A 22,165-nucleotide genomic window follows, 5' to 3' on the forward strand; every position below is an offset into this window, starting at 1 on the left:
AACAGGCCGGTGGTATCCCTTGAGCTGCGCCCGTGTTACCGCCCTTTCGTTGATTGACATGGGTATTCCGGTCGCATCGCGCCGCTTCGCGCGCGGCCAGCGACGCCGCGGCAGACATTTGCCACAACCTTGCCCGCCCGTTGCAACTGGGCCCTTTTGCCTCGATGGCGGACAATCCCAGGTCGTTTGACTTCACTGACCCGGGCGTCGCCTGTTTTGCGGCCCACCCGGTTTTGCCATGACCTACAGCGTCAAGGAAATCTTCTATACCTTGCAGGGCGAAGGGGCCAATGCGGGCCGTGCCGCGGTGTTCTGCCGCTTCGCCGGCTGCAACCTCTGGACGGGCCGCGAGGAAGACCGCGCCAGCGCCGTCTGCCAGTTCTGCGACACCGACTTTGTCGGCACCGATGGCACGCTGGGCGGCAAGTACCGCACGGCCGAGGAACTGGCCACGCTCGTCGCGGCCCAGTGGCCGGCCAACACGCGCGGCCAACGCCTGGTGGTGCTGACTGGCGGCGAGCCGCTGCTGCAGGTGGACGAGGCGCTGATCGCCGCGCTGCATGCCGAGGGCTTCGAGATCGCCGTCGAGACCAACGGCACGATTGCCGCGCCGCTGGGGCTGGACTGGATCTGCGTCAGCCCGAAGGCCGGCAGCACGCTGGTCCAGAAACAGGGACAGGAATTGAAGGTTGTCATTCCCCAGGCCGGGCTGGACCTGGATGCATTGGCCGCGCTGCCGTTTGCGCACCACTTCGTGCAGGCCATGGACGGCCCGCTGGCGCGGCGCAACGCCGAGATCGCCACGGCCCACTGCATGGCCGACCCGCGCTGGCGCCTGTCGGTGCAGACGCACAAGGTGCTGGGCATCCGATGAAATTCGAACTCAGCCAGCGCTTCTATTTCGAAGCCGCCCACACGCTGCGCCGCACCGTGGACGTGGCGCCCAGCCTGCGCATCCACGGCCACACCTACATCGCCGAAGTCACGCTGTCTGGCCAGCCCGGGGCCGATTCCGGCATGGTGGTCGACCTCGCCCACCTGCGCCGCGCCATCGAAACCCTGCGCCTCGAACTCGACCACCGCCTGCTCGACGAAGTCCACGGCCTCGGCCCCGCCACGCTGGAAAACCTCTGCGCCTACATCTGGCGCGCGATGGAGCTGCTTTACAGCAGCAAGCTTGCTCGCGTTGAAGTGCGGCGCGAAGCGAGCGGGGATGCCTGCCGGCTGGTTCGCTGAGGATTGGGGCTGCGCGCTTTAGCGCGGCGGGGCCGCAAGTCTTGGCGCAAGGGAGGCTGTTTCAGGGCCGGCAAGGCGAACTGTCGAATACCTGCTTACGACCCTTTGCGGTCTTCGAGTCGGCTGATCTCGGCGCGGCGAAGCGGACGTTCAAAGCCCTTTCGGCGCTTGCCTCAGCAAGACAGCCAAAGAACTCTCTTGGCGTCTGGAAGTTGGCGCTTCAGGGCGAAGTGCCAGCCGCTGCGGGCGCCGGCGCGATGAACAGCCGCGGGTCGAACTTGAACGGGTGGCGCTCGATGTGGAGGGTGACGGTGGCGTACGCCGGGTGCGCGGGGTTGAGCAGCAGGTTCCGCTCGCCGGGCTCGATGTAGGACGGCACCCATAGCCCCAGGCTCGCGCCCGAGGCAACCCAGGTGTTGCCGATGGTCTGGGTGGCCGTCTCGTCGTCGCGCCAGTCCGCGGGCAGGCCCAGCGTCTCGACCTCGATCAGGGGGGCGGCCGCGGGAATCTCCAACCGCATGAGCGCCTGGTTCTTGGGGTTGGCGCCGTTAGCGTGCACGCGCTTTTCGAGCTGGCACAGGGCACGGCTCGAGCCGCAGTAGACGACCTGGTTGGGCCCCTTGGTGTGCCAGCGGCCGTTGCCCTGCGTCGAGCCGTAGCCCAGACTCATGAGCAGGATGTTGAGCGCTGGTGCCGGCGTGTCGCAGTAGCCGATGCGGTAGACCGTGGTCAAACGACGCCACCGTACTTGACGGCGCTGAGGATGTCCTTGACGCGTTCGGCGCCAAAGCCGGACTTGGCGCAGTCCAGCGGCGTCTCCCCGTCGAGCATCGGGTGTGGCTGGCGCAGCCACGCAGCCGCTTCTTCATCAGTCTCGAAGGTGTCGCGTGCCATCGCGTCGAGCTCGAGCAGGCGCAGCATGCTCTCGGCCGCGTAGGTCGGAAGCACGTCGTCCTTGGCCACCTTGCGGTTGGCCGTGGCGCGGTCCATTCCCAGGACACCCGCGGCCGCGCCCTTGCCGATGCCCAAGTGGTCGCTCAGCGGCTCCAGGCTGCGGCTAGGGATGCCCAACTTGACGATGACGTAGGCTTGCTTGGCCGACAGGTGGTCAGGGATCGTGAAGAGCTCGACAGCAGACTTGCGGTGCACGTGCGCGTGCCCACCAAGCTTGGAGTCGATCTTGAACGCCCTACCGACGCCCTTGACGTCATTCAGGTCGCCCTTGGCGGCAGCCTTGCCACCCGCCCGCGGCGCCGGGCCCACCTCGTTGTTCGTGATGATGATGTTGTCGCCGAGCTCGATGTGGGCCCTGCCGACCTTGGACAGGACAATCGACCAGAGGTTGTGCAGCGGGGAAGCGGCGGTCGAGGACATGAGGAGCTCCGGTGTTGCGTTCATTTGCATCGCCAGTTTAGTGCATTTGGATCAACTTGTCCATGAGCCGTCCGGGCGCCAGGGGCCAAAGCCGCCCATTGCCTCGACCGCTCCTGGCCGGCTGCCGGCGCCTACGAGAGGCAGCTGCCCGCGGTCTTACGTTCAAGGATGGGACGACGCCCGACGCGCGCATTCTGGCGCAGTCGCATGCACTCGTGCGGGTCCATGCGCATCCCGTGGCGGGACCTGCGCCGAGTCTTTTGTCGGAAGAAGCTCGTGGGCCGCCGTCACCCAGTTCGGGCTGTCTCCTGGTGGCCTCCGGGGCCCCGGCTTTTGGCCTTGTTGTTGTCCGGGAGGCGCTGGCGGCAGCGGCGGGGTGACGGTCGGGCGCTGGCCGTTGGGTGGCCTGGGTGCTTGGGTGCTTGGGTGGTGGGCCGGGGCGGCGGGCGCCCTGCGCGATGTCCCGGAGACCCCGCCTGCGGGTCGAGAGTTTGTGCGCAGACGCCCGCCGTGACGCGTCGCGCGTCCTGGGGCGGTGTGGCCCTGGCGCTCAAGCCTTCACTTCGACCACCGGTTCGAAGCCGCCGAAGATCATGCGTTTGCCGTCGAAGGGCATGGGCGGGTTGCCGGGTGTGGCCGGATCCATGCGCGGGTCTTCCATCATCTTCTTCATGCCGGCGTCGCGTGTGGCCTTGTCCGGCCATTCGACCCATGAAAAGGCCACCGTCTCCTCGGCCGTGGCCTGGACTGCGCGGCGGAAATCGGTGACTTTGCCGTCGGGGACGTCATTGCCCCAACTTTCAATCACGCGAAGTGCGCCCAACTCGATGAACATCGCGTCGAAATGGCGCGCGTGCTCGATGAACTTCTGCTTGTTGGCGGTGGGGACCGCGATCACGAAACCATCGATGTATGACATGTCTTCGCTCCTGTCTGCCAAGTTGACCGGTCGGCGCGCCCGCCTGGGAGCGCCCTCGTATCCCATCGACGAACGACGGGAAGCCAAATCGACATGGTGTTCCCGGCAGGAGAGGAGGATAAGCATCCTGTGGCGGCGCTGGCGCCGTGCGGCTGCGGAATATCCAGGTCCGCAGAGTCAGCGGGTTCTTTGGACGGCTGGCTCAGGTGGCGCGCCAGCGCTCGTGCCAGGCCTTGAACACCGCAGGCCGGATCGCGTAGCGGGCGAAGTTGCCTTCGTGCAGGCTGGCCAGTTCGGTTTCCACCACCTGGTTGAACATGGGCTGGTCCTCGGGTGCGACATGCGCGGCGGACCGGCCGGCAATGCGTGCCGCCGCTTCGGCCTTGCGCACGCCCGAGCGCACCAACCAGGCTTGCTCGTACGGGTCCGCAATTGCGGCGGCGGTGGCCAGGATCTGGTCAAAGCATTCTTCGATCAGGAACGGCACTTCCAGCAGATGGAAGGTCAAGCCTTCGATGCCGACCGAGATGTAGCGCAGCCGGCCGGCGGCCAGCGGGTCAGCCAGCAGGTTGTCCGGCCCTGTCTACCAGCAAGCGCAGCCGGTATTGCAGCGTGTGCCGCGATGGCGGGGACGCCGGGGTTGCAGGATCTTCTGCGCCGAGCAGGCCTCAGCTTGGCTACCCAGGGCAGCCACGATGGCGGTGAGATCATTTTCCGGTGGCGGCTTGGCCACGATGGCGACCTTCCATGCGCAACAATTCAAGCCGTACGCGCAAGAACGAATCTACGCGCAATGTTTGTTGCGCGTAGAGATGCTCAAGGAAGCGCCGGGCCGCCCCAAGTTTCCTTGTCCACCGGGGGCTGGGCGCAGCCCCCTGCACAGGGCCGCTTCAGAACATCTCGGCCGAGCTGCCCTGGTCGCGGTCGTAGTGGCCGGTTTCGGCGTGGCCGGTGTTGGTGTCGGCCTGGGTTTCGAAGCAGAAGAAGCGGTCGCGCCCGAGGGACTTGGCGGTGTAGAGCGCCGCATCGGCGCGGGACAGCAGGGATTCGATGGTGGTGCTGCCATCGGGCACGCAGGTGCTGATGCCACCCGAGACGGTGACGCAGCGCTGGCCGTTGGCCGGGTGCGGCAGTGCCAGCTGGCGCATGGTCTTCTGCAGGCCCTTGGCGAACAGCATCGCGCCGGAATGCGAGGTGCCGGGTAGCAGGATGACAAATTCCTCGCCGCCGAAGCGAGCGGCCAGGTCGCGCGGCCGGCGGCAGGTCTCGCCCAGCAGCTGGCCAATGCGGCGCAGGCACTGGTCGCCCTGCAGGTGGCCGGCGGTGTCGTTGTAGAGCTTGAAGTTGTCGACGTCGACCAGCATCAGCGTCAGCGGCTGCTTTTCGCGCCGCGCGGCGCGCAGTTCCTCGTCCAGCCGCGCGTCCAGGCCGCGGCGGTTGGTCAGTCCCGTCAGCGGGTCGCGCACCGAGAGGGCCTGCAGGCTGGCGTTGCTGGCCTTGAGTTGATCGGTCAGCTGCACCAGCTGGCGTTGCTGGCCGCACAGGCGCTGCATCGCGCGCAGCTTGGCATGCAGCACCACGGGAGAGACGGGCTTGAACAGGTAGTCGTCGCCGCCGGCCTCGATGCCGGTGGCCAGGTCGCGGTCGCCCACCAGGCCGGACAGGAAGATGATGGGCGTCCAGCCTTCGGGTTCGGTCTCGCGCATCTTGCGCGCCGCCCAGTGGCCGTTGTGCACCGGCATTTCAACGTCCAGCAGCACGGCGTCTGGCCGGCATTGCACGAACAGCCGCACGGCGGACTCGGCGTTGTCGGTTTCCAGCACTTGGTGGCCCCGGGCTTGCAGCTCCGCCGAAAGCACCATGCGGTGCGATTGCTGGTCATCGACCAGCAGGATCTTCAGAGGAGCCTCCGTGCTTGCAGCCATTGCGTACCACCTTCGCGGGGGGAGTCCCGCATGGACCACTTTTATCGGACGGTGGCAGCGGAAATTGAGCTCAGGCGTAAGGCGTGCCCGCCATGGCGGCTTTCAGTGCAATGCTGCCTTTGTCGACCAGGGCGAGAAAGACGGCTTTGGCTGCCGCCGTGTCTTGCCGCTCGCGGAAGGTCTGGTGAGCCTGGAGGAAGGCCACGCTCCAGATGGCCAGCAACAGGCCGGCCGCCAGATGCGCGTCGGGATCGGCAGCTTCGCGCCCCGCGCATTCGGACAGCGCCAGCGCGACGACTTGCGCCAGCTCGTCGCGGATCGCCCTGGCCCTGGCCTTGAGGGTTTCGCTGCCCGCAATCGTTTGCACGAAGCCTTGGCTCAAGGCCGAGAACTCGACGTATGGGCGCTGTTCGGCCACCAGCCGGTGCGCGAGCAGGCGCAGCGTTTCGATGGGCGTGACGCGGGCATCGCGCTGGCGCAAGGCGTTGCGCAAGACCTCGCGGCCCTCCTCGTCGCGGTCAAAAAACATGTCCTCCTTGCGGGGGAAATGATTGAACACCGTCATGCGGCCAACGTCCGCGGCAGCCGCGATCTCGTCCACCGTCACCCGATCGAAACCGCGTTCCAGGAAGAGGCGCGTCGCGGCGTCGGAGATGCTTTGCCGCGTGACGAGGCGTTTGCGGGACCGGCGGTCGGGGGGCGTTGACATCCAAATATTGTACCGAGTACATTAAATGTACTAAGTACATGTTTGGGTGAAGTCCATGGATGAGCAGGTGGATGTGGTGGTCGTGGGCGCAGGGCCGGTCGGGCTGCTGACCGCCATCGAGCTGACGCTGGGTGGCGTTCGCGTGCGGGTGCTGGAGCGCCTGGCCGCGCCCAGCCTCGTTGCCAAGGCCTTGGGCATCGGGCCGCTGGCCGTCGAGGCCTTGCAGCGCCGCGGCATGGCCGAAGCCATCGCCGCCGCAGAGGCACGCAGCTTGGCATTGATGAACCGGCCTGCGGCGAGTGCGGCAGGCCCGCGCTACATCGGTCATTTCGCCGGGCTCTCGCTGATCCGCGCGGACGCGCAGAAAGAGCCCGATCGGCGCGGTCGCCCGGTGGACCAGCCGGCGGTGGAAACCATGCTGGGCGAGCTCGCGCAGACCCTGGGCATCGAGCCGCGCCGCGAGTGCGATGTGACGGGCTTTGTGCAGCAGGCCGATGGGGTTGACGTGGCCTGGTCATCCCCGGCGGGCGACGGCCGTGTCCGTTGCGCCTGGCTGGTGGGTTGCGACGGCGGGCGCAGCCGCGTGCGCAAGATGGCCGGCTTCGCCTTTCCCGGCACACCGCCCACGATGACGATGTACCAGGCCGTGCTCGATGTCGACCTGCCCGAACGTCTGGCGCCCAGCGGCTGGCGCCGCACCGAGGCGGGCGTGTTCTCCTACGGCTTCCTGCCGCGCCGCCTGGTCATGCTGGACTTCAGCGGCCCGCCCGCGGACCGTGACGCGCCGGTCGCCACGGCGGAGATCGAAGCCGTGCTGCGCCGCATCAGCGGTGCAGATGTCCGCGTGGCGGCACTGGAAAGCGCCAGCAAATGGACCGACAACACGCGGCTTGCAGACAGCTATCGCCGAGGCCGGGTGCTGCTCGCCGGGGACGCAGCCCATGTGCACACGCCGTTTGGCGGCCAGGGCATGAGCCTGGGGCTGGTGGACGCGGCCAACCTCGGCTGGAAGCTCGCCGCGGTGATGCGAGGCGACATGCCCGACAGCCTGCTCGACACCTACACCGCGGAGCGGCGCCCCGTTGCCGAAGCGGTGCTGGCCAACACGCTGGCCCAGGCCGCCATCATGCGGCCCGATCCCCAATCCGGCGCGATGCGGGAACTCATGGCCAAGCTGCTGCAGTTCGATGACGTCAACCGCTTCATTGGCGAGATGACGAGCGGCCTGTCCACGCGCTACGAGCTCGGATCCACGCGGGACGAGGTGGGCCGTTTGATCGGCGACCAGGCGGTCCGCCACGGCGAGGTGGAGGTTTCGCTGTACGCGCTCATGCACGCCGGTGCCGGCGTGTTCCTCGACGCATCCCCCGACCGGCAGCTTTCGAGCCGCGTGGCAGCGGCGACCGACAAGGTCTGCTGCGTCGCCGTCGATGGCGGCCCGTCGATGCTGATCCGCCCCGATGCCTGCGTGGCCTGGGCGGGCGATGGGAGCGGCACGGAAGGCCTGGCGGATGCGCTGCGGCGCTGGTTCAACCCGGCGCTGGACGGCGATGCCTTTGAACCCGTCAGTGCGGCGCCGGCTCGGCAATCGCCGGTGGCTCGGGCTTGACCCGCAGCGCCCACATCACGCCGCCGATCAGCAAGGCAACGCCGGCGAGCGTTGCGGGTGCCGGCCACTCGCCACGCAGCAGGTAGGCGTAGCTCAGCGCAGACAGCGTCTCGAACACGATCAGCTGCCCGGCCAGGTGCGGCGGCAGGCGCTGGCTGGCCTCGTTCCAGCACAGCGTGCCCAGCCACGAGGCGAACAGGCCGATGGCGAACATCAGGCCCAGGTAAGGCAGCGGCCGCGGGCCCAGCGGCATGGCCCAGGGCGCATCGGTGGCGGAGAAGTACAGCCAGGTCCCGGCGTAGCCGATCAAGGCCATGGGCAGCGTTGCAAGGCCTTGCGCAGTGGCCCAGGTGCGCGGGCTTCGGTCCGCATGGGCCCTGAGCCAATCCGCGTTGCGCAGCGGATACCAGGTCCAGCAGATGACGCCGCCGATGGCCAGCAGCGCGCCCAGCGCGTAGCGCGCCAGGTCGGCGTGCGGGTCGGCCTGCAACTGGGCCAGCTCGGTGCGGTTGACCAGCGCGATGCCCAGCGCAATCAAGCCCAGCGAGGGTGCCAGCCGCGCCCACGGCAGGCGTTCGGACGTGACGCCCTGGCCGCCGGCGCGCAGGTTGGCACAGATGGCGATGACCACCGGCAGCGTGCCGATGATCATCGTCGGCAGCGGCCCGCCGGCGCGCTGGATCGCGGCCGACAGGCAGAGGTAGTAGATGACATTGCCGACCAGCGACAGCTTCAGCGCTTCCAGCCAGTCGGCCCGGCTCAGCTGGCGCAGCGCGGCGCGGTCGAACCAGGCCAGCGGCAGCGCGATCAACCCGAACGCCAGGTAGCGGCCAAACGACAACATCACGGCCGGGTAGTCGGCCAGCAGCAGCGGCCCGACAAACACCAGGCCCCACATCAGGCCGGCGGCCAGCGCAAACAGGGTTCCGATCAACATAGGGGCGCGAGCGTACACGCAGGCCGACGCCGGGCCGCCCCAAGGCCGCCTGCGAACCCTCTTGGAGGGTGGCGCCGCGTCCTCACGGAGCCAGGTGTCCACCGGCCGCCAGCGGCAGCAGCTGCCAGGCCATCAGCAGCATCACGGCGCCGATCAGCGCGTCGAAGACCTGCCAGGCCCGGGGCTTGGCGAACAGCGGCGCCAGCTTGCGCGCGCCGAACCCCAGGCCGGTGAACCAGATCAGGCTGGCGCTGCTGGCGCCGACGACAAAGGCCGCGCGCGCCGCGCCGCTGGTCTGCTGCGCGCCGACCGAGCCCATCAGCAGCACCGTGTCCAGGTAGACATGCGGGTTCAGCAGCGTGAAGCCGGCCAGCTGCAGCAAGGCTGCGCGCAGCGACAGCGAGCTGCCCTGGGCCGCTTGCAGCGTCGAAGGCTTGCGCGCCTGCCACAAGGCGCGCAAGCCATAGGCCAGCAGGAACAGCACGCCGGCCGCTGCCATCGCCTGCGCCAGCTGTGGCCGTGCGCCCAGCAGGCCTGCGAGGCCGGCCACGCCGAGCGCGATCAGCAGTGCATCTGCCAGCGAACAGGCCAGCACCAGCGGCGCCACGTGTTCGCGGCGCAAGCCCTGCCGCAGCAGGAAGGCGTTCTGCGCGCCGATCGCGACGATCAACGAGCCGCACAGCAGCAGGCCTTGCAGCGCGGGGCCGGCGAGGGACGTGGGAGCGAAGGCAGGGGTCAAGGACATCGCCGCGCAGCATGCCCAAGACCGCCGCAGGCCGCCAGTTAGACTTGCTTCAGCCCCTGAAGCGCTGCTTCGGCCCTCTCTTTTTCCACCGGCCTCGAATGCTCGACTACGCCTTGTTGGACGCCCTGGCCGCGGTGGTCCGCGAAGGCAGCTTCGAGCGCGCCGCGCGGGTGCTGAGCATCACGCCTTCGGCCGTCTCGCAGCGTGTGCGCCTGCTGGAGCAGCGCCTGGGGCAGGTGCTGGTGGTGCGTGAACAGCCGACCCGCGCGACCGAGGCTGGCCGCGCCTTGTGCCGGCATGCCGAGCAGGTTGCCTTGCTGGAGCGCGGCCTGGCCGATGCGCTGCCAGGGCTGTTACCGGGCGATGCTGCACCGGCTGCGCGCGTGACGCTGCCGGTGGCCGTCAATGCCGACAGCCTGGCGACCTGGTTTGTCAACGCCGCTGCCGCATTGGCCGAATCTCAGCCGGTGCTGCTGGACATCAGCCTGGAGGACCAGGACCACACCGCCGAGCGCTTGCGTTCGGGCGAGGTGGTGGCGGCCGTCACCGCGCTGGCGGCGCCGGTGCCGGGCTGCCGCAGCGTGCCGCTGGGCAGCCTGCGCTACCGGGCGACGGCGAGTCCGGCCTACGTGGCGCGGTTCTTCTCGGAAGGCGTGAACCTGCAGTCGCTGGCCGCCGCGCCTTGTCTGGTCTTCAGCCGGCGCGACCGCCTGCAGGACAGCTGGATGCAGCTCGCTTTTGGCGCCGCGCCGCCGGTGCCCACGCACTGGCTGCCGTCCACGCAAGCCTTTGTCGACGCGAGCGCTGCAGGGTTGGGCTGGGGCATGAACCCGGAGCCGCTGGTGGCGGACCGGCTGGCGCGTGGCGAGTTGGTGGAGCTGCTGCCGGGGCGCGGCCTGGACGTGGCCTTGTACTGGCAATGCCGGCAAGGATTGCCGCTGGCAGATGCCTTGCGCGACGGCGTGTGCAGGGCCGCGGCGCAGGTGCTGCTGGGCGCCGGCGAGGCCTCCCGATAAAGGTGCCTATTTTCCGGCGCGTGCCGTGAAGCTGGCCCGCGCGAGGGCTGGTGAAATGTTGCAGAAACAGGGCTGGCGCCCGCCTCGCGTACAGTTCCGCCCGTGAACTCTCCTGCATTGATCGAACTGAAAGCGGTTGATCGCCGCTACGAAACCGGGCTGCTTGCCTTGCAAGGCATGGACCTGCGCATCGCGCCCGGTGAATTTGTCAGCCTGCTGGGCCCCTCGGGTTGCGGCAAGAGCTCGGTGTTGCGCCTGCTGGCCGGGCTGGACCTGCCGAGCAGTGGCGAGGTGCTGCGCCAGGGCGCCGCGGCCACCCGCGGCCCCGTGCGCGACGCCGGCTTCGTGTTCCAGGAACCGACGCTGATGCCCTGGGCCAATGTGGTCACCAATGTCGAACTGCCGCTGCGCCTGCAAGGCATGGCGGCCGAGCCGCGCGAGGCTGCGGCACGCGCCGCGCTGGCCCGCGTGGGCCTGGGCGAGTTCGCCGAGGCCATGCCGCGTGAGCTGTCCGGTGGCATGAAGATGCGGGCGGCGATTGCCCGTGCGCTGGTCACGCAGCCGGCGCTGCTGCTGCTGGACGAGCCGTTTGCCGCGCTGGACGAGATCACTCGCTTCGCGCTGAACGAAAGCCTGCTGTCGCTGTGGCTGCCGCAAGGCGAAAAGACCAAGGTGCCGGCCTTCACCGGCGTGTTCGTCACGCACAGCGTGTTCGAGGCGGTGTTCCTCAGCCAGCGCGTGCTGGTGATGAGCGCGCGGCCGGGCCGCATCACCTGCGACCTGCGCATCGAAGGCCCGCGCCTGCGCGACGCCTCGTTCCGCCAGAGCCCCGTGTTCGTCGATGCCTGCGCGCGCCTGAGCGAAGCGCTGGCCCGCGCGGCCGAGGAGCCGGCGCTCGGTTGATCGTGGTCCACGCAGCATCTGCTTCCGCAAGCCGGCACGAGCAGACGTTGCGCTGGTTGCTGCCGCTGCTGGCGGTGCTGCTGTTCCTGGGCGGCTGGGAAGCGGCCGTGGCCTGGTGGGAGATCCCGCCCTACCTGCTGCCGGCGCCCTCGCGGGTGCTGGTCACGCTGTGGGACAACCTGGGCTCGCTGATGGCGAGCTGGTGGGTCACGCTGCGCATCACCTTGATGGCGCTGGCGCTGGCCTGTGTGGGCGGCGTGGGCGTGGCGGCGGTGTTCGCGCTGTCGCGCTGGGTCGAATGGAGCCTCACGCCGTTTGCCGTGGTGCTGCAGGTCACGCCGGTGATTGCGGTCGCGCCGTTGATCATGATCCTGACCGACAGCGCCACCGCCACGGTGCTGATCTGCGCCTTCATCGTCGCCTTCTTCCCGCTGCTGGCCAATACCCTGACGGGTTTGCGCAGTGCGGACGCCGGCCTGCGGGAGCTGTTCCGCCTGTACCACGCGAGCCGCTGGCAGACGCTGCGTTTCTTGCTGGTGCCTTCGGCGCTGCCGTATTTCCTGTCCGGCCTGAAGATCGCCGGCGGCCTGAGCCTGATCGGCGCCGTGGTGGCCGAGTTCACCGCCGGCGCCGCGGGCCGCAACACCGGCCTGGCTTCGCGCATCCTGGAAGCGGCCTTCCGCACCGAGATCCCGAAGATGTTCGCCGCACTGCTGCTGGTCTCGTTGACCGGCGTGCTGATCCACGCCTTTTTCGAATGGCTGTCGCGGCGCCTGCTGCGCGGCTGGCATGACAGCGAGCGAGGGCGCTGAGGCCTTCAGCTTGCAGGCGCTGGCTTGCGGGCCGTGCCCACCATACCGACGATGCCTGGCATGCGCTCGCGCATCAACTCGATGAACCGCTGCAGCTTGGCCGGGTAGAAGCGCGCGGGCGGGTAGACGAGATGGACCGGCAGCGGCGAGGCGCGCCAGTCGGGCGCAAGGTGCACCAGCCGACCCTGGGCAATGTCGCCGGCGACGATCCATGCCGAGGCGATGCAGGCGCCCAGGCCGGCCAGTGCGGCTTGGCGCAGCGCGTAGAGGCTGTCGGTCGCCATGCGCGGCTGGATGGCGAAGCGCTGCTCACGGCCATCTTCCCGGTGCTGCAGCGTGACCTCGTTGCGGTAGTAGGTCTTCAGCGCCAGCCATGGCAGCTCGGCCAGCGGTGCATGCGCCGCGGCCGGGCCGGCCGGCAACAGCGACGGCGCCGCGACCACGATGCGCGGCACCTCGGCCAGGCGGATCGCGATCAGCGCCGGGTCGTCTACCGAGCCCACCATCACCGCGCAATCGATGCCTTCGGCAATGAAGTCCGGCCGGCGGTCGTGCAGCAGCCAGTCGACCGACACCTGCGCGTGGCGCTGCAGGTATTCGGTCAGCGGCGCCACCAGCTGGTCCTGGCCGAAGGCATGCGGCACGACCACGCGCAGCAGGCCGCGCGGCGCATCGCTCGCGCCACGCAGGTCGTCTTCCAGCGCGCGCCAGCTTTCCAGCAGTTCCTTGGCATGGGCGAAGCAGCGCTCGCCGTCGCCTGTCAGCTTCATGCCGTGGGTGGAGCGCTGCAGCAGCTTCAGGCCCAGCGCCCGTTCCAGCGCCTGCAGCCGGCGGCTGACCGTGGGCTGCGTGGTGCCCAGCTGGGTGGCGGCGGCCGAGAGGCTGCCGGCTTCGACAATGCGCACAAAGGTCTGCATCAGTTCGATGCGGTCGGCGCCGGGCGCGGGCAGGTTGGTCATGCGCCAAGCGTATAGCGAATCTGCATCCGCGGCGACTACCGTTCCGGGGCGCGCGAGAAGACACTGGCAGCCATTCGCGCAATCACAGGGTTTTCACCATGACCTCCATTCCTTCCGTGCATGCCCAGCCCGCGCCGGCCCAAGCCGGCGTGCCGGCCGGCCTGGTGCTGCTGCTGGCCACCGGCACCGGCCTCAGCGTGGCCTCGCTGTACTACAGCCAGCCCATGCTCGGCGTGCTGGGCGCCGACCTGCAAGCCGGCACGCGCGCCGTGGGCCTGGTGCCCACGGTGACGCAGCTGGGCTACGCGCTCGGCATCCTGCTGCTGGCGCCGTTGGGCGACCGTTTCGACCGCCGCAGCGTGATCCTGGTGAAGGCGGTGCTGCTGACGCTGGCGCTGCTGCTGTGCGGTGTGGCACCTGGCATTGCCGGCCTGGTGGCGGGCAGCCTCGCGGTGGGCCTGACGGCGACGATGGCGCAGGACCTGGTGCCGGCTGCGGCCACGCTGGCGCCCGAAGCGCAGCGCGGCAAGGTGGTCGGCACGGTGATGACCGGGTTGCTGCTGGGCATCCTGCTGTCACGCGTGGTCAGCGGCTTCGTGGCGGAGCACTTCGGCTGGCGCGCGATGTACCTGGGCGCGGCGCTGGCCATTGCCGCCGTGGGCGTGGCGGTCTGGCGCGGCCTGCCGCGCTTCACGCCCACCACGCAGCTGGGTTACGGCGCGCTGCTGGGCTCGATGATCGCGCTGTGGCGGCGCCATCCGGGCCTGCGACGCGCGGCCATGGCGCAGGGCCTGCTGTCGATGGGCTTCAGCGCCTTCTGGTCCACGCTGGCGGTGATGCTGCATGGCAGCTTCCACCTGGGCAGCGCTGCGGCCGGCGCGTTTGGCCTGGCGGGTGCGGCTGGTGCACTGGCGGCGCCGCTGGCCGGCCGGCTGTCGGACCGGCGCGGGCCGGAGCTGGTGATCCGCCTGGGGGCTGGGCTGGCTGCGCTGTCGTTCGCCGCGATGCTGCTGGCGCCGCTGTTTTCATCCATGTTTTCGGCTGGTGCGCAACTCGGGCTGATCGTGGCCAGTGCCATCGGTTTCGACTTCGGCATCCAGGCCGCGCTGGTGGCGCACCAGACCATCGTCTACGGCCTGGAGCCGGCCGCGCGCAGCCGCCTGAATGCGCTGCTGTTCACGGGCGTGTTCATCGGCATGGCCAGCGGTGCCGCGCTGGGCAGCCTGGCGCTGTCGACCTGGGGCTGGAGCGGCGTGGCGGTGCTGGCAACGCTGGCCAGCACCGGCGCGCTGGTGCTGCGACTGGCGCAGCGGCGTGCATCCTCACGCTGATGCTGCATCGGAACCTCGCCGCCGCTACCATGCCGCATCGTTGGAGGAGCATCACGATGACGAGTACGAACTGGACGGCGGCGGCCCTGGCCGCCTTGGCGATGGCCGGCAACAGTGGCCTGGCGCAGGCGGACGACAAGGTGGTCTTCGCGACCAACTGGAAGGCCCAGGCCGCGCACGGCGGCTTCTACCAGGCGGTTGCCGACGGCACCTACAAGAAGTACGGCCTGGAAGTGGAAATCCGGCCCGGCGGCCCGCAGGTCAACAACCGGCCGTTGCTGCCCGCCGGCAAGATCGACTTCCTGATGACCGGCAACCTGCTGCACAGCTTCGACAACGTGAAGAACGGCGTGCCGGTCGTCACCGTCGCCAGCCTGTTTCAGAAGGACCCGCAGGCGCTGATGGCCCATCCCGGCCAGGGCTATGTCAAGTTCGAGGACCTGAAGAAGGCCCCGGTCGCCTGGATCGCCAAGGACGCGCAGTTCTCGTGGTGGGCCTGGCTGAAGGCCGACTACGGCTTCAGCGACGAACAGCTGCGCCCCTACAACTACAACCTCGGTCCTTTCCTGGCCGACAAGAAAAGCGTGCAGCAGGGCTACGCGGTCGAGGAGCCCATCAGCATCCAGAAGCAGGGCGGCTTCAAGCCCATGACCTTCCTGCTGGCCGACCACGGCTACAGCACTTACAGCACCACCATCGAAACCCGGCTTGATACGGTGCAGAAGAACCCGGCCCTGGTGCAGCGCTTCGTCGAGGCCTCCATCATCGGCTGGGTCAACTACCTCTACGGCGACCACAGCAAGGGCGACGCGCTGATCAAGCGCGACAACCCCGAAATGGACCAGGCCACCATCGACCAGTCCCTGGCGCTGATGAAGGACCTGGGCGTGGTCGACAGCGGCGACAGCCTGACGCAAGGCATCGGCGCGATGAAGCCCGAGCGCGTGAAGGACTTCTACGACAAGATGGTGCGCGCCGGCCTGTACAAGGCCGGCGAGGTCGACCTGGGCAAGGTCGCCACCTACCAGTTCGTCAACAAGGGCGTGGGCGTGGCCTTGAAGAAGCAACTGGGCGGGCAACCCTGAATTCCAGCGGGGTCAGTTCGCGGCCAGGCCGGTCGCGGTGCTGACCAGGCCGGTGAAGCTGGTGCCGGCGCTCAGCACGCCGCCCTTGCCGATCGTGAAGTTGGCGATGCCAGGCACGCCGCCGTTGCGCACGTAAAGGTGTTGGCCGTCGGCGGCGACCGTCAGGTCGGCCGGCGCGGTGCCGGCGCCGGTGTTGCCGGCCACGGCCGCGCTCAGCGTGACCATGCCCTTGCTGTCGATGCGGTAGCTGGACACGCTGCTGCTGCCGGTGTTGGCCACATAGGCCCACTTGCCGCTCGGCGTGATGGCGACCCAGCAGGCGGCGCTTTGCGTGTCCGGCACCGCGGCGCTCATCACGCGCGGCACGGCCGGCGAGCCGTCCTTGAAGCGGTAGGACGAGACGGTGCTGGCACCGGCTGCGCCGCCCACCGCTTCGCTGACCACCATCACGTTATTGGCGCTGAACGCGAAGCCAAACGGCGTCTGGCCGGGCGAGTTGGTGACGATCGGGCCCTTCAGCGAGCTGTCGGCATGCACGTGGTAGCTGCTGAGCTTGTTGGTGCCCTTCTCGGTCACGACCAGCGCCTTGCCGTCCGCGCTGAAGCTGACCTGGGCCGGCATGGCGCCGGTGGCGACCGACAGCGGCGCGACCGCGCCCGCCACCGGCGTCAGCTGGCCGTCCGCCAGCGTGAAGCCGGCCACGTTGCCGGCGCCGCCGCTGTTGAGCACATAGACCTGGCCTTCGTGTTCGGTGACGCTGATCGGCGTGAGGCCGGCGGAGTCGACGGTGGCGCTCAGCGTCAGCGTGTCGTCGCCCAGCGTGAAGACCGAGACGGTGTTGTTGCCGGCGTTGACCACCAACGCGTACTGGCCGTCGCCGCTCAGCGTGACCGCGCCTTGCGAGCCCAGGCCTTTGCCCAGGCCCAGGCCGCCAGTGGTGGTGTGGGCGACGACACCCAGCTCGCCGGTGGCGGAAGGCGCCAGCACCATCAGCTCGTTGCCTTCTGCGGCATTGCTGCTGGTGAAGACCTTGTGGCTGTGCAGGCCGGGCACGGCCACGGTGTCGGCAAGGGCGGCCGTGGAAGCGAAGGCCGCGATGGCCAGGCCGATGGTGCTCAGGGTGAGGCGGGAAACGGTCATGTTGATCTCCGGGAGGAAGCGAGGAATGCGGTTGAACAAAGAGGTGCCTGTGTCGGGGCGCATGGCCTGCCTGGCCCTGCGTTGAGCCGCAGTCTCCGGCGATGGTGGTCGCCAGTTGTTCACGCAAAGATCAACGCTTCGTGATCTCTGTGTCAGCGCCTTGCCAGCAGCCCATCGGGAGTGGCCCGCAGGCCTTCAGGCGTTGACCGGCGCGAGCTGGAACGAAAAAACCGCGCCGCGCTCGGAGGGCTGCAGCCGGATCTGCGAGCCATGCAGCTGCAGGATGCGGCTGACGATGACCAGGCCCAGGCCGCCGGCGCGGCCACGCAGCCCGGTCTGGAAACTGGGCCGCACGAAGAGGTGTGGTTTCAGGTGCTCGTGCACGCCGGGTCCGTCGTCGCGCACCCGCACTTCCACTGCCTGGCCCAGCGCGCGCAGCCGCAGCTCGATCAGCCCGCCCGGCGGCGTGTGGCGGATCGCGTTGTCGATCAGGTTGGTCAGCACACGTTCGATCAGGCCCACGTCGGCCTCGACCTGCGGCAGCGCCGGCGCAATGTCGGCCTGCAGCCGCTGGCCGCGCGCCTCGGCGGCCAGGGCGAACTTCTGGCAGACGTCCTGCACCAGGTCCGGCAGCGCGAAGACCTCGCGGCTCAGTGTCACCGCGCCGTATTCCAGTCGCGCCAGTTCGAACAACTCCTGCGCCAGGCGTCCGACCTGCCGGCTCTGCCCGATGGCCACGTCCAGGTAACGCGCCCGTTCGGCTTCGCTGAGCAGCGCGGCCTTGAGCTTGAGCGTTTCCAGGTAGCCGTGCAGCGAGGTCAGCGGCGTGCGCAGGTCGTGCGAGATGTTGGCCACCAGCTCGCGGCGCTGCTGGTCCTGGTTGTTCAGGTCCTGCCACTGCGCGGCCAGGCGCTGCGCCATGTGGCCGAAGGCCTGGCGCAGCCGGCCGATCTCGTCGTTCGACGGCGGCTCGCCGGCCAGCGCCTGCTGCGCGGCCTCCAGCCCGGCCAGGCCTTCGTGGTCGAAGTGCTGCACGATGCGCGTGAGCCGCTGCAGCGGCCGGGTGATGGCGCGCAGCGCGAGCAGGCCGGCAAGCAGCGCCAGGCCGGTGATCAGCGCCATCGCGCCGATGTGGGCTGGCGCGTCGGCCCAGGGGTGCAGCAAGGCCTGGTGCTCCTCGCCGATCAGCACCACGTAGACATAAGCGGCGAGCCGGCCGTTGGTCCACAGCGGCGCGGCGCTGAAGACCTTCTGGCCGGTCTCGCTGCGCGGGTCGTCGCCCCAGACCGGCAGCGGCGCGCCGGCCAGCAGTCGTTGCAGCGGCGCCAGGTCCACCTGGTGGCGCTTGAGGTGGCCGGGCGGCGCAGCCTCGGCGAGGATGCGGCCATCGGTGCCGAGCAGGTACAGCTCCACGCTGGGGTTCACGTCCATCAGCTTGCTGAACAGGCGCTGCACATTGGCCGCATCGGGTCCGTCCGGCAGCATCAACAGCTCATGGCCGGCGATGTGCCCCGCCAGCCCCAGCGACAGGCGCTGCACCACCTCCTGTTCGCGCTGCTCGCCGGCATGGATCTGCAATGCGGTCGCGGCCATGCCGCAGGCCAGCAGCAGGCCACCGAACAAGAGCGCCAGCCGGGTGGAGAGCGAGCTTGCCCTCGTCGTCATGCCGGCGCCTCTGCTGCGAAACGGTAGCCGCGGCCCCACACGGTGAGCACGCGTTGCGGCAGCGCAGGGTTGTCTTCGATCTTCAGGCGCAGCCGGTTGATGTGGGTGTTGACCGTGTGTTCGTAGCCGTCGTGCTGGTAACCCCAGACCTTGTTCAGCAGGTCCATGCGCGAGAAGACCTGGCCAGGGTGGCGGGCGAAGAAATACAGCAGGTCGAACTCGCGTGGCGTCAGTTCGATCAACTTGCCGTCCCGCCGCAGCTCGCGCGCCAGCGGGTCGATCTCCAGCCCGTGCAGCGACAGCGCGCCGGACTCGATGCGCGCGTCGCGCGCCAGCGCGTCGGTGCGGCGCAGCAAGGCCTTCACGCGGGCGGCCAGCTCCAGCATCGAAAACGGCTTGGGCAGGTAGTCGTCGGCGCCCAGCTCCAGGCCCAGGATGCGGTGCACCTCGCTGGCCCGGGCGCTGATCATGATGATGGGCGTGTAGCGCGCCATCGCCCGCGCGCGGCGGCAGATCTCCAGCCCGTCCACGCCGGGCAGCATCAGGTCCAGCACCAGCGCGTCCCACTGGCTGCGCGCCAGCAGCTCAGCGCCCAGGTTGCCGCTGGCCGCGTGCGTCACGTCCAGGCCTTCTTCGCGCAGGTGCATCTGCACCAGCTCAGCAATCGGCGCGTCGTCTTCGACCAGCAGGACTTTTCGAGCGGCAAGGTGGGACATGGTTGGGCTCAGGCGTGGGCGAGCACCCGCGCCCAGCCATTGTTCGGCCGGGGCGGGCGCACAGGTTTCACGTTTTCTTGAACCTTTTCAGGTCCGGGAGAACGTTGGTCGAGTGAGGCCGTGAAACCTGACAGGCGCTGGCGGCGATGGACGAAAAAAAGCCCGGCGCGCGAGCGGCCGGGCTTTTTGGAGAAAGGCGAGATGCGGCTTACTTGAACCGGTAGGTGGCGCTGGCGTAGAAGAAGCGGCCGCGCGGGTCGGTGTAGCTGGGGTCGTAGCCGGACAGGAAGAACCAGGCCTGTTGCGAAAACGGCGGGGCGGTGTCGAACAGGTTCTGCACGCCGCCGCGCAGCGTGAAGTCCTTGGTGATGTCCCAGCCGCCCGAGAGGTTCCACAGTGTGTAGGCCGAGACGCGGCGATCGTCCTTGCCGATGATGTGCTGGTCCTTGTAACCCGACAGGTAGTTGTTGGACAGCGTGGCCGAGTACGGGCCCTGTTCCCAGTCCAGCGCCACCGTGTGCCGCCAGCGCTGCACCACGCCGTCGTTGACGAATTCGCCGAGGTTGCTCACGAAGGGATCGCCCTTGCCGGTCTGCTGCTTGGACGAGACGGTCCAGGTGCCGTTCAGCCGCACGCCGAAGGTGCCGACACCGCTTTGCAGCTTGCTGAGCGACAGCCCGATGTCCAGGCCGGAGACGCGCTGCTGGCCACGGTTCTGCTTGACCAGGTCGATGTAGCAGATCGAGTTGTCGTCTTCGTCCAGGTCGTCGCCGCAGACGCGCATGAAGTCGCTGGCCGGATCGCCAGCCGGGTCGTTGTAGCGGTGCACCAGGCTGCCGTACTTGTCCAGATTGGCCAGGATCACGTCCACGCCAATGGTGCTGATGGTGTCCTTCTTCTGCACGTTCCAGTAGTCCAGGCTCACGCTCATGCCGCGCTGCGGCTCGAACACCGTGCCCAGCGTGAACTGGCGCGAGCGCTCGGGCTTCAGCTTGGCATTGCTGTAGTTCAGCGTGGTCCAGAGGTCGGAGCAGTCGGTGACCGTGTTCTCCGGGTCGTTGGCCAGGCAGACCGGGTCGGTCACGGTCGCGGCAGAGCCTTCGGTCACTGGGCGGTAGAGCTCGGACAAGCTGGGCGCTCGGAAACCGGTGCCAGCCGATGCACGGAACATCAGCTCCGGGCTGGCGGTGTACTTCAGGCCGATCTTCGGGCTGGTCGCACTGCCGGTGACTTCGTAGTGCTCATAGCGAACAGCGGCTTGCAGTTCGAGCTGTTTGGTGATGGGCGCGCTGATTTCGCCGAAGACGGCGCCAACGTGGCGCGCCGCGCCGAAGTCGGCGTTCTGGCCCTGCGAGGTTTCGCCGAGGATCAGGTCGTCAGCCAAGGCCTGGGACTGGTGGTAATTCTGACGTTCGCGGCGGAATTCGCCACCCACGGCAAGTGCCATGTCACCGCCGGACAGGGCCAGCACCGGGCGGGAGGCCTTGAAGTCGAGGCTGTCGGTCTGGCCGGTGGCGTGGCGCACCTCGCCGCGGATCTGGGCATCGCCGTACAGCGAAAGGCCGGCCGCCCCGGATGGGCCGAACGGGTTCAGAGTGCCGTCGGCAAAGCCATCACGGATCATGTCCTCGTTCAGGTAGCCGTTGTGGTCGCGGTCCGAGACCAGGCTGCTGCTGTGGTTCAGCGCCACCTCGTAGTCCCACTTCGACAGCGTGCCATTCAGGCCCAGCACATAACGCTGGCCGGTCGAAACCAGCTCGCTGGTGCGCAGGCCGGCCTCCGCCAGCCGGGTGCGCACGGTGATGATGCGGTCTTCGTCGTCCGGGGCCAACGTGTTCAGGCTGGTACCGGCCAGCCCGGGCACCAGCGAGACGTCCATGTCGGCATCGATGCGGTTCGGTGTGCCCGAATACAAGGTGCGCGCGCGGGCCCAGGACGCTTCGCCAAAGAGCTGGTGGCCGCCGCCCAGATCCAGCGCGCCACGCCCGAAGAGGCTGGTCTTGGTGGACTGCGGGTACAGCTCGATGTCGCGCATGTAGTCGTAGGTGCAGCCATCCGCGCCGCCAATGCCGTTCGGCAGATAGAGCGTGGCGGGCGGGTTGCACCCGGTGGCAGCGGCAGGGTTGATGGTTTTCGAGTCGATGACGGTCTTGCCGTTGCTGGAATAGCCTTCGTCGATCAGCCGGTCGCGCTGTGAGCTGCTGAGGGTGATGTTGCCGGGGAAGGTGGCGCTGGAGAGCAGGTCCGGCAGGCGCTCCGGGATTTTCAGGTCCTTGATGAAGTGCCGCTGGCGTGCGTTCAGGCTGTCGGTCTTCTGCACGTCGAAGACCCCGAACAGGTTGAAACCGTCGCGGCCGTAGTCGCCCAGCCCACCCGACAGCGTGGCCGAGCGCTTGCCGCCGCCGCCTTCGCCGGTCTTGCCGACGTAGGCGCTGATCTCGCCGCCCTGGTAATCGCGCTTGGTGATGAAGTTGATCACGCCGCCGATCGCGTCGCTGCCGTACAGCGACGAGGCGCCGTCCAGCAGCACTTCCACGCGGTCGATGGCGGCGGCTGGGATGGTGTTCAGGTCGACGCCTGCGCCGTCACCCGGTGACGCGAAGTTGGCCATGCGGCGGCCGTTCAGCAGCACCAGCGTGGACGAGACGCCCAGGCCGCGCAGGTTGGCCGCGTTCAGGCCGGATTGGTCGCGGAAACCGCCGTAGGCGATGCTGCCGCCATCGGTCAGGTTGTTTGCGCTTGCGCTGATGCGGCTGACGATCTCGGCGGCCGTGGTCAGGCCGGCCTTGTCGATCTCCTTGCGCGTGATGACCTGCACCGGCAGCGCCGTCTCGCCGTCGATGCGCTTGATCGCCGAGCCGGTGATCTCCACCCGTTGTGGCTCGTCGGCTGGTGCCGTCTGGGCATGCAGCAAGGCCGGGGCCGCGCCGGAAAGCAGCAGGGCCACAGCCTGGGCGCAGGCCCGAAGGCGCGTGGGGCGGTGGGCAGCCGCGTGCGGCGTGACGGGTCGGTGCATGAAGAAGATCCTCCGAAGCGATGTGTTGTGGTGTGTCAGGGTGGTCTGCCAGTCTAGGAAGCGTTCGC

At 68.7% G+C, this 22,165-nt stretch carries 21 protein-coding genes; 8 read left to right on the forward strand and 13 right to left on the reverse strand.

Annotated elements, in window-relative coordinates; translation table 11 throughout:
• Nucleotides 1-238 precede the first annotated feature (238 nt).
• Nucleotides 239-874 (forward strand): 7-carboxy-7-deazaguanine synthase, encoded by a 636-nt coding sequence (gene queE / locus ACAH41_RS03285; protein ID WP_325648056.1) that lies wholly within the window; start codon nt 239-241, stop codon nt 872-874.
• A complete protein-coding gene (locus tag ACAH41_RS03290; RefSeq protein WP_325648057.1) occupies nt 871-1,236 on the forward strand; it encodes a 6-carboxytetrahydropterin synthase in 366 nt (121 codons plus the stop codon). Before queE ends, ACAH41_RS03290 begins: the two co-directional genes overlap by 4 nt.
• Before the next feature lie 220 nt (nt 1,237-1,456).
• Here the strand turns inward: ACAH41_RS03290 and ACAH41_RS03295 are convergent, their stop codons facing one another.
• The 6 genes from ACAH41_RS03295 to ACAH41_RS03320 form a co-directional block, all read right to left on the reverse strand.
• On the reverse strand, nt 1,457-1,969 hold the full coding sequence (locus ACAH41_RS03295) for an RES family NAD+ phosphorylase (protein WP_325648058.1): 513 nt from the start codon (nt 1,967-1,969) through the stop codon (nt 1,457-1,459).
• Complete coding sequence (locus ACAH41_RS03300; RefSeq protein ID WP_325648059.1) at nt 1,966-2,610, reverse strand: antitoxin Xre/MbcA/ParS toxin-binding domain-containing protein; 645 nt, start codon at nt 2,608-2,610, stop codon at nt 1,966-1,968. Before ACAH41_RS03300 ends, ACAH41_RS03295 begins: the two co-directional genes overlap by 4 nt.
• A gap of 550 nt (nt 2,611-3,160) precedes the next feature.
• Nucleotides 3,161-3,529, reverse strand: a complete 369-nt coding sequence (locus tag ACAH41_RS03305; RefSeq protein WP_325648060.1) for a DUF1428 domain-containing protein — start codon at nt 3,527-3,529, stop codon at nt 3,161-3,163.
• Nucleotides 3,530-3,731: 202 nt separating this feature from the next.
• A complete protein-coding gene (locus ACAH41_RS03310; RefSeq protein ID WP_325648061.1) occupies nt 3,732-4,037 on the reverse strand; it encodes a hypothetical protein in 306 nt (101 codons plus the stop codon).
• A gap of 382 nt (nt 4,038-4,419) precedes the next feature.
• Complete coding sequence (locus ACAH41_RS03315) at nt 4,420-5,454, reverse strand: diguanylate cyclase (protein WP_325648062.1); 1,035 nt, start codon at nt 5,452-5,454, stop codon at nt 4,420-4,422.
• Between the two features lie 70 nt (nt 5,455-5,524).
• Complete coding sequence (locus ACAH41_RS03320; protein WP_325648063.1) at nt 5,525-6,163, reverse strand: helix-turn-helix domain-containing protein; 639 nt, start codon at nt 6,161-6,163, stop codon at nt 5,525-5,527.
• A 55-nt stretch (nt 6,164-6,218) separates the two neighbouring features.
• Here ACAH41_RS03320 and ACAH41_RS03325 point away from each other — a divergent pair, with 55 nt between their 5' ends.
• A complete protein-coding gene (locus ACAH41_RS03325; RefSeq protein ID WP_325648064.1) occupies nt 6,219-7,772 on the forward strand; it encodes an FAD-dependent monooxygenase in 1,554 nt (517 codons plus the stop codon).
• Here ACAH41_RS03325 and ACAH41_RS03330 read toward each other — a convergent pair.
• Nucleotides 7,729-8,709: a DMT family transporter gene (locus ACAH41_RS03330; protein ID WP_325648065.1), complete on the reverse strand. Its 981-nt coding sequence runs from the start codon at nt 8,707-8,709 to the stop codon at nt 7,729-7,731. The genes ACAH41_RS03325 and ACAH41_RS03330 overlap by 44 nt on opposite strands.
• Nucleotides 8,710-8,791: 82 nt before the next feature.
• Nucleotides 8,792-9,454: a LysE/ArgO family amino acid transporter gene (locus ACAH41_RS03335; protein ID WP_325648066.1), complete on the reverse strand. Its 663-nt coding sequence runs from the start codon at nt 9,452-9,454 to the stop codon at nt 8,792-8,794.
• A gap of 98 nt (nt 9,455-9,552) precedes the next feature.
• Here ACAH41_RS03335 and ACAH41_RS03340 point away from each other — a divergent pair, with 98 nt between their 5' ends.
• From ACAH41_RS03340 to ACAH41_RS03350, 3 genes are all read left to right on the forward strand, one after another.
• On the forward strand, nt 9,553-10,470 hold the full coding sequence (locus tag ACAH41_RS03340; protein ID WP_325648067.1) for a LysR family transcriptional regulator ArgP: 918 nt from the start codon (nt 9,553-9,555) through the stop codon (nt 10,468-10,470).
• Nucleotides 10,471-10,572: 102 nt separating this feature from the next.
• The gene (locus ACAH41_RS03345; protein ID WP_325648068.1) at nt 10,573-11,373 is read left to right on the forward strand and encodes an ABC transporter ATP-binding protein; all 801 of its coding nucleotides are present in this window, start codon (nt 10,573-10,575) and stop codon (nt 11,371-11,373) included.
• 47 nt (nt 11,374-11,420) lie between these two features.
• Entirely contained in the window at nt 11,421-12,185 is a 765-nt protein-coding gene (locus tag ACAH41_RS03350; protein WP_325648069.1) for an ABC transporter permease, read from the forward strand.
• A 5-nt stretch (nt 12,186-12,190) separates the two neighbouring features.
• Here the strand turns inward: ACAH41_RS03350 and ACAH41_RS03355 are convergent, their stop codons facing one another.
• Nucleotides 12,191-13,144, reverse strand: a complete 954-nt coding sequence (locus ACAH41_RS03355) for a LysR family transcriptional regulator (RefSeq protein WP_325648070.1) — start codon at nt 13,142-13,144, stop codon at nt 12,191-12,193.
• A 98-nt stretch (nt 13,145-13,242) separates the two neighbouring features.
• Here ACAH41_RS03355 and ACAH41_RS03360 point away from each other — a divergent pair, with 98 nt between their 5' ends.
• Both ACAH41_RS03360 and ACAH41_RS03365 read left to right on the forward strand, forming a co-directional pair.
• Nucleotides 13,243-14,475 carry an MFS transporter gene (locus tag ACAH41_RS03360; RefSeq protein WP_325648071.1) on the forward strand — a complete coding sequence of 411 codons (1,233 nt, stop codon included), beginning with the start codon at nt 13,243-13,245 and terminating at the stop codon, nt 14,473-14,475.
• A 56-nt stretch (nt 14,476-14,531) separates the two neighbouring features.
• Nucleotides 14,532-15,560 carry an ABC transporter substrate-binding protein gene (locus ACAH41_RS03365; RefSeq protein ID WP_325648072.1) on the forward strand — a complete coding sequence of 343 codons (1,029 nt, stop codon included), beginning with the start codon at nt 14,532-14,534 and terminating at the stop codon, nt 15,558-15,560.
• A 12-nt stretch (nt 15,561-15,572) separates the two neighbouring features.
• On the opposite strand, the gene ACAH41_RS03370 is transcribed toward ACAH41_RS03365, so the two are convergent.
• The 4 genes from ACAH41_RS03370 to ACAH41_RS03385 all read right to left on the reverse strand — a co-directional run bounded on the left by ACAH41_RS03370 (nt 15,573) and on the right by ACAH41_RS03385 (nt 22,097).
• Nucleotides 15,573-16,700: a beta-propeller fold lactonase family protein gene (locus tag ACAH41_RS03370; RefSeq protein WP_325648073.1), complete on the reverse strand. Its 1,128-nt coding sequence runs from the start codon at nt 16,698-16,700 to the stop codon at nt 15,573-15,575.
• A gap of 195 nt (nt 16,701-16,895) precedes the next feature.
• Nucleotides 16,896-18,365 carry a HAMP domain-containing sensor histidine kinase gene (locus ACAH41_RS03375; RefSeq protein ID WP_325648074.1) on the reverse strand — a complete coding sequence of 490 codons (1,470 nt, stop codon included), beginning with the start codon at nt 18,363-18,365 and terminating at the stop codon, nt 16,896-16,898.
• The gene (locus ACAH41_RS03380) at nt 18,362-19,081 is read right to left on the reverse strand and encodes a response regulator transcription factor (RefSeq protein WP_325648075.1); all 720 of its coding nucleotides are present in this window, start codon (nt 19,079-19,081) and stop codon (nt 18,362-18,364) included. Before ACAH41_RS03380 ends, ACAH41_RS03375 begins: the two co-directional genes overlap by 4 nt.
• A 208-nt stretch (nt 19,082-19,289) precedes the next feature.
• Nucleotides 19,290-22,097, reverse strand: coding sequence for a TonB-dependent receptor (locus tag ACAH41_RS03385; protein ID WP_325648076.1), 2,808 nt, complete (start codon nt 22,095-22,097; stop codon nt 19,290-19,292).
• Nucleotides 22,098-22,165: the final 68 nt, after the last annotated feature.

It is taken from the genome of Ideonella sp., assembly GCF_041287625.1.
In the GTDB taxonomy this organism is placed as follows: Bacteria; Pseudomonadota; Gammaproteobacteria; order Burkholderiales; family Burkholderiaceae_C; genus Ideonella.

Bases quoted from the DNA above. Each gene is read 5' to 3' on its own strand.
- ACAH41_RS03305 (WP_325648060.1), bottom strand. From the start codon at position 3,529: ATGTCATACATCGATGGTTTCGTGATCGCGGTCCCCACCGCCAACAAG.
- queE (WP_325648056.1), top strand. From the start codon at position 239: ATGACCTACAGCGTCAAGGAAATCTTCTATACCTTGCAGGGCGAAGGG.
- ACAH41_RS03375 (WP_325648074.1), bottom strand. From the start codon at position 18,365: ATGACGACGAGGGCAAGCTCGCTCTCCACCCGGCTGGCGCTCTTGTTC.
- ACAH41_RS03360 (WP_325648071.1), top strand. From the start codon at position 13,243: ATGACCTCCATTCCTTCCGTGCATGCCCAGCCCGCGCCGGCCCAAGCC.
- ACAH41_RS03325 (WP_325648064.1), top strand. From the start codon at position 6,219: ATGGATGAGCAGGTGGATGTGGTGGTCGTGGGCGCAGGGCCGGTCGGG.
- ACAH41_RS03315 (WP_325648062.1), bottom strand. From the start codon at position 5,454: ATGGCTGCAAGCACGGAGGCTCCTCTGAAGATCCTGCTGGTCGATGAC.
- ACAH41_RS03290 (WP_325648057.1), top strand. From the start codon at position 871: ATGAAATTCGAACTCAGCCAGCGCTTCTATTTCGAAGCCGCCCACACG.
- ACAH41_RS03355 (WP_325648070.1), bottom strand. From the start codon at position 13,144: ATGACCAACCTGCCCGCGCCCGGCGCCGACCGCATCGAACTGATGCAG.
- ACAH41_RS03300 (WP_325648059.1), bottom strand. From the start codon at position 2,610: ATGTCCTCGACCGCCGCTTCCCCGCTGCACAACCTCTGGTCGATTGTC.
- ACAH41_RS03340 (WP_325648067.1), top strand. From the start codon at position 9,553: ATGCTCGACTACGCCTTGTTGGACGCCCTGGCCGCGGTGGTCCGCGAA.
- ACAH41_RS03335 (WP_325648066.1), bottom strand. From the start codon at position 9,454: ATGTCCTTGACCCCTGCCTTCGCTCCCACGTCCCTCGCCGGCCCCGCG.
- ACAH41_RS03320 (WP_325648063.1), bottom strand. From the start codon at position 6,163: ATGTCAACGCCCCCCGACCGCCGGTCCCGCAAACGCCTCGTCACGCGG.
- ACAH41_RS03385 (WP_325648076.1), bottom strand. From the start codon at position 22,097: ATGCACCGACCCGTCACGCCGCACGCGGCTGCCCACCGCCCCACGCGC.
- ACAH41_RS03370 (WP_325648073.1), bottom strand. From the start codon at position 16,700: ATGACCGTTTCCCGCCTCACCCTGAGCACCATCGGCCTGGCCATCGCG.
- ACAH41_RS03380 (WP_325648075.1), bottom strand. From the start codon at position 19,081: ATGTCCCACCTTGCCGCTCGAAAAGTCCTGCTGGTCGAAGACGACGCG.
- ACAH41_RS03330 (WP_325648065.1), bottom strand. From the start codon at position 8,709: ATGTTGATCGGAACCCTGTTTGCGCTGGCCGCCGGCCTGATGTGGGGC.
- ACAH41_RS03365 (WP_325648072.1), top strand. From the start codon at position 14,532: ATGACGAGTACGAACTGGACGGCGGCGGCCCTGGCCGCCTTGGCGATG.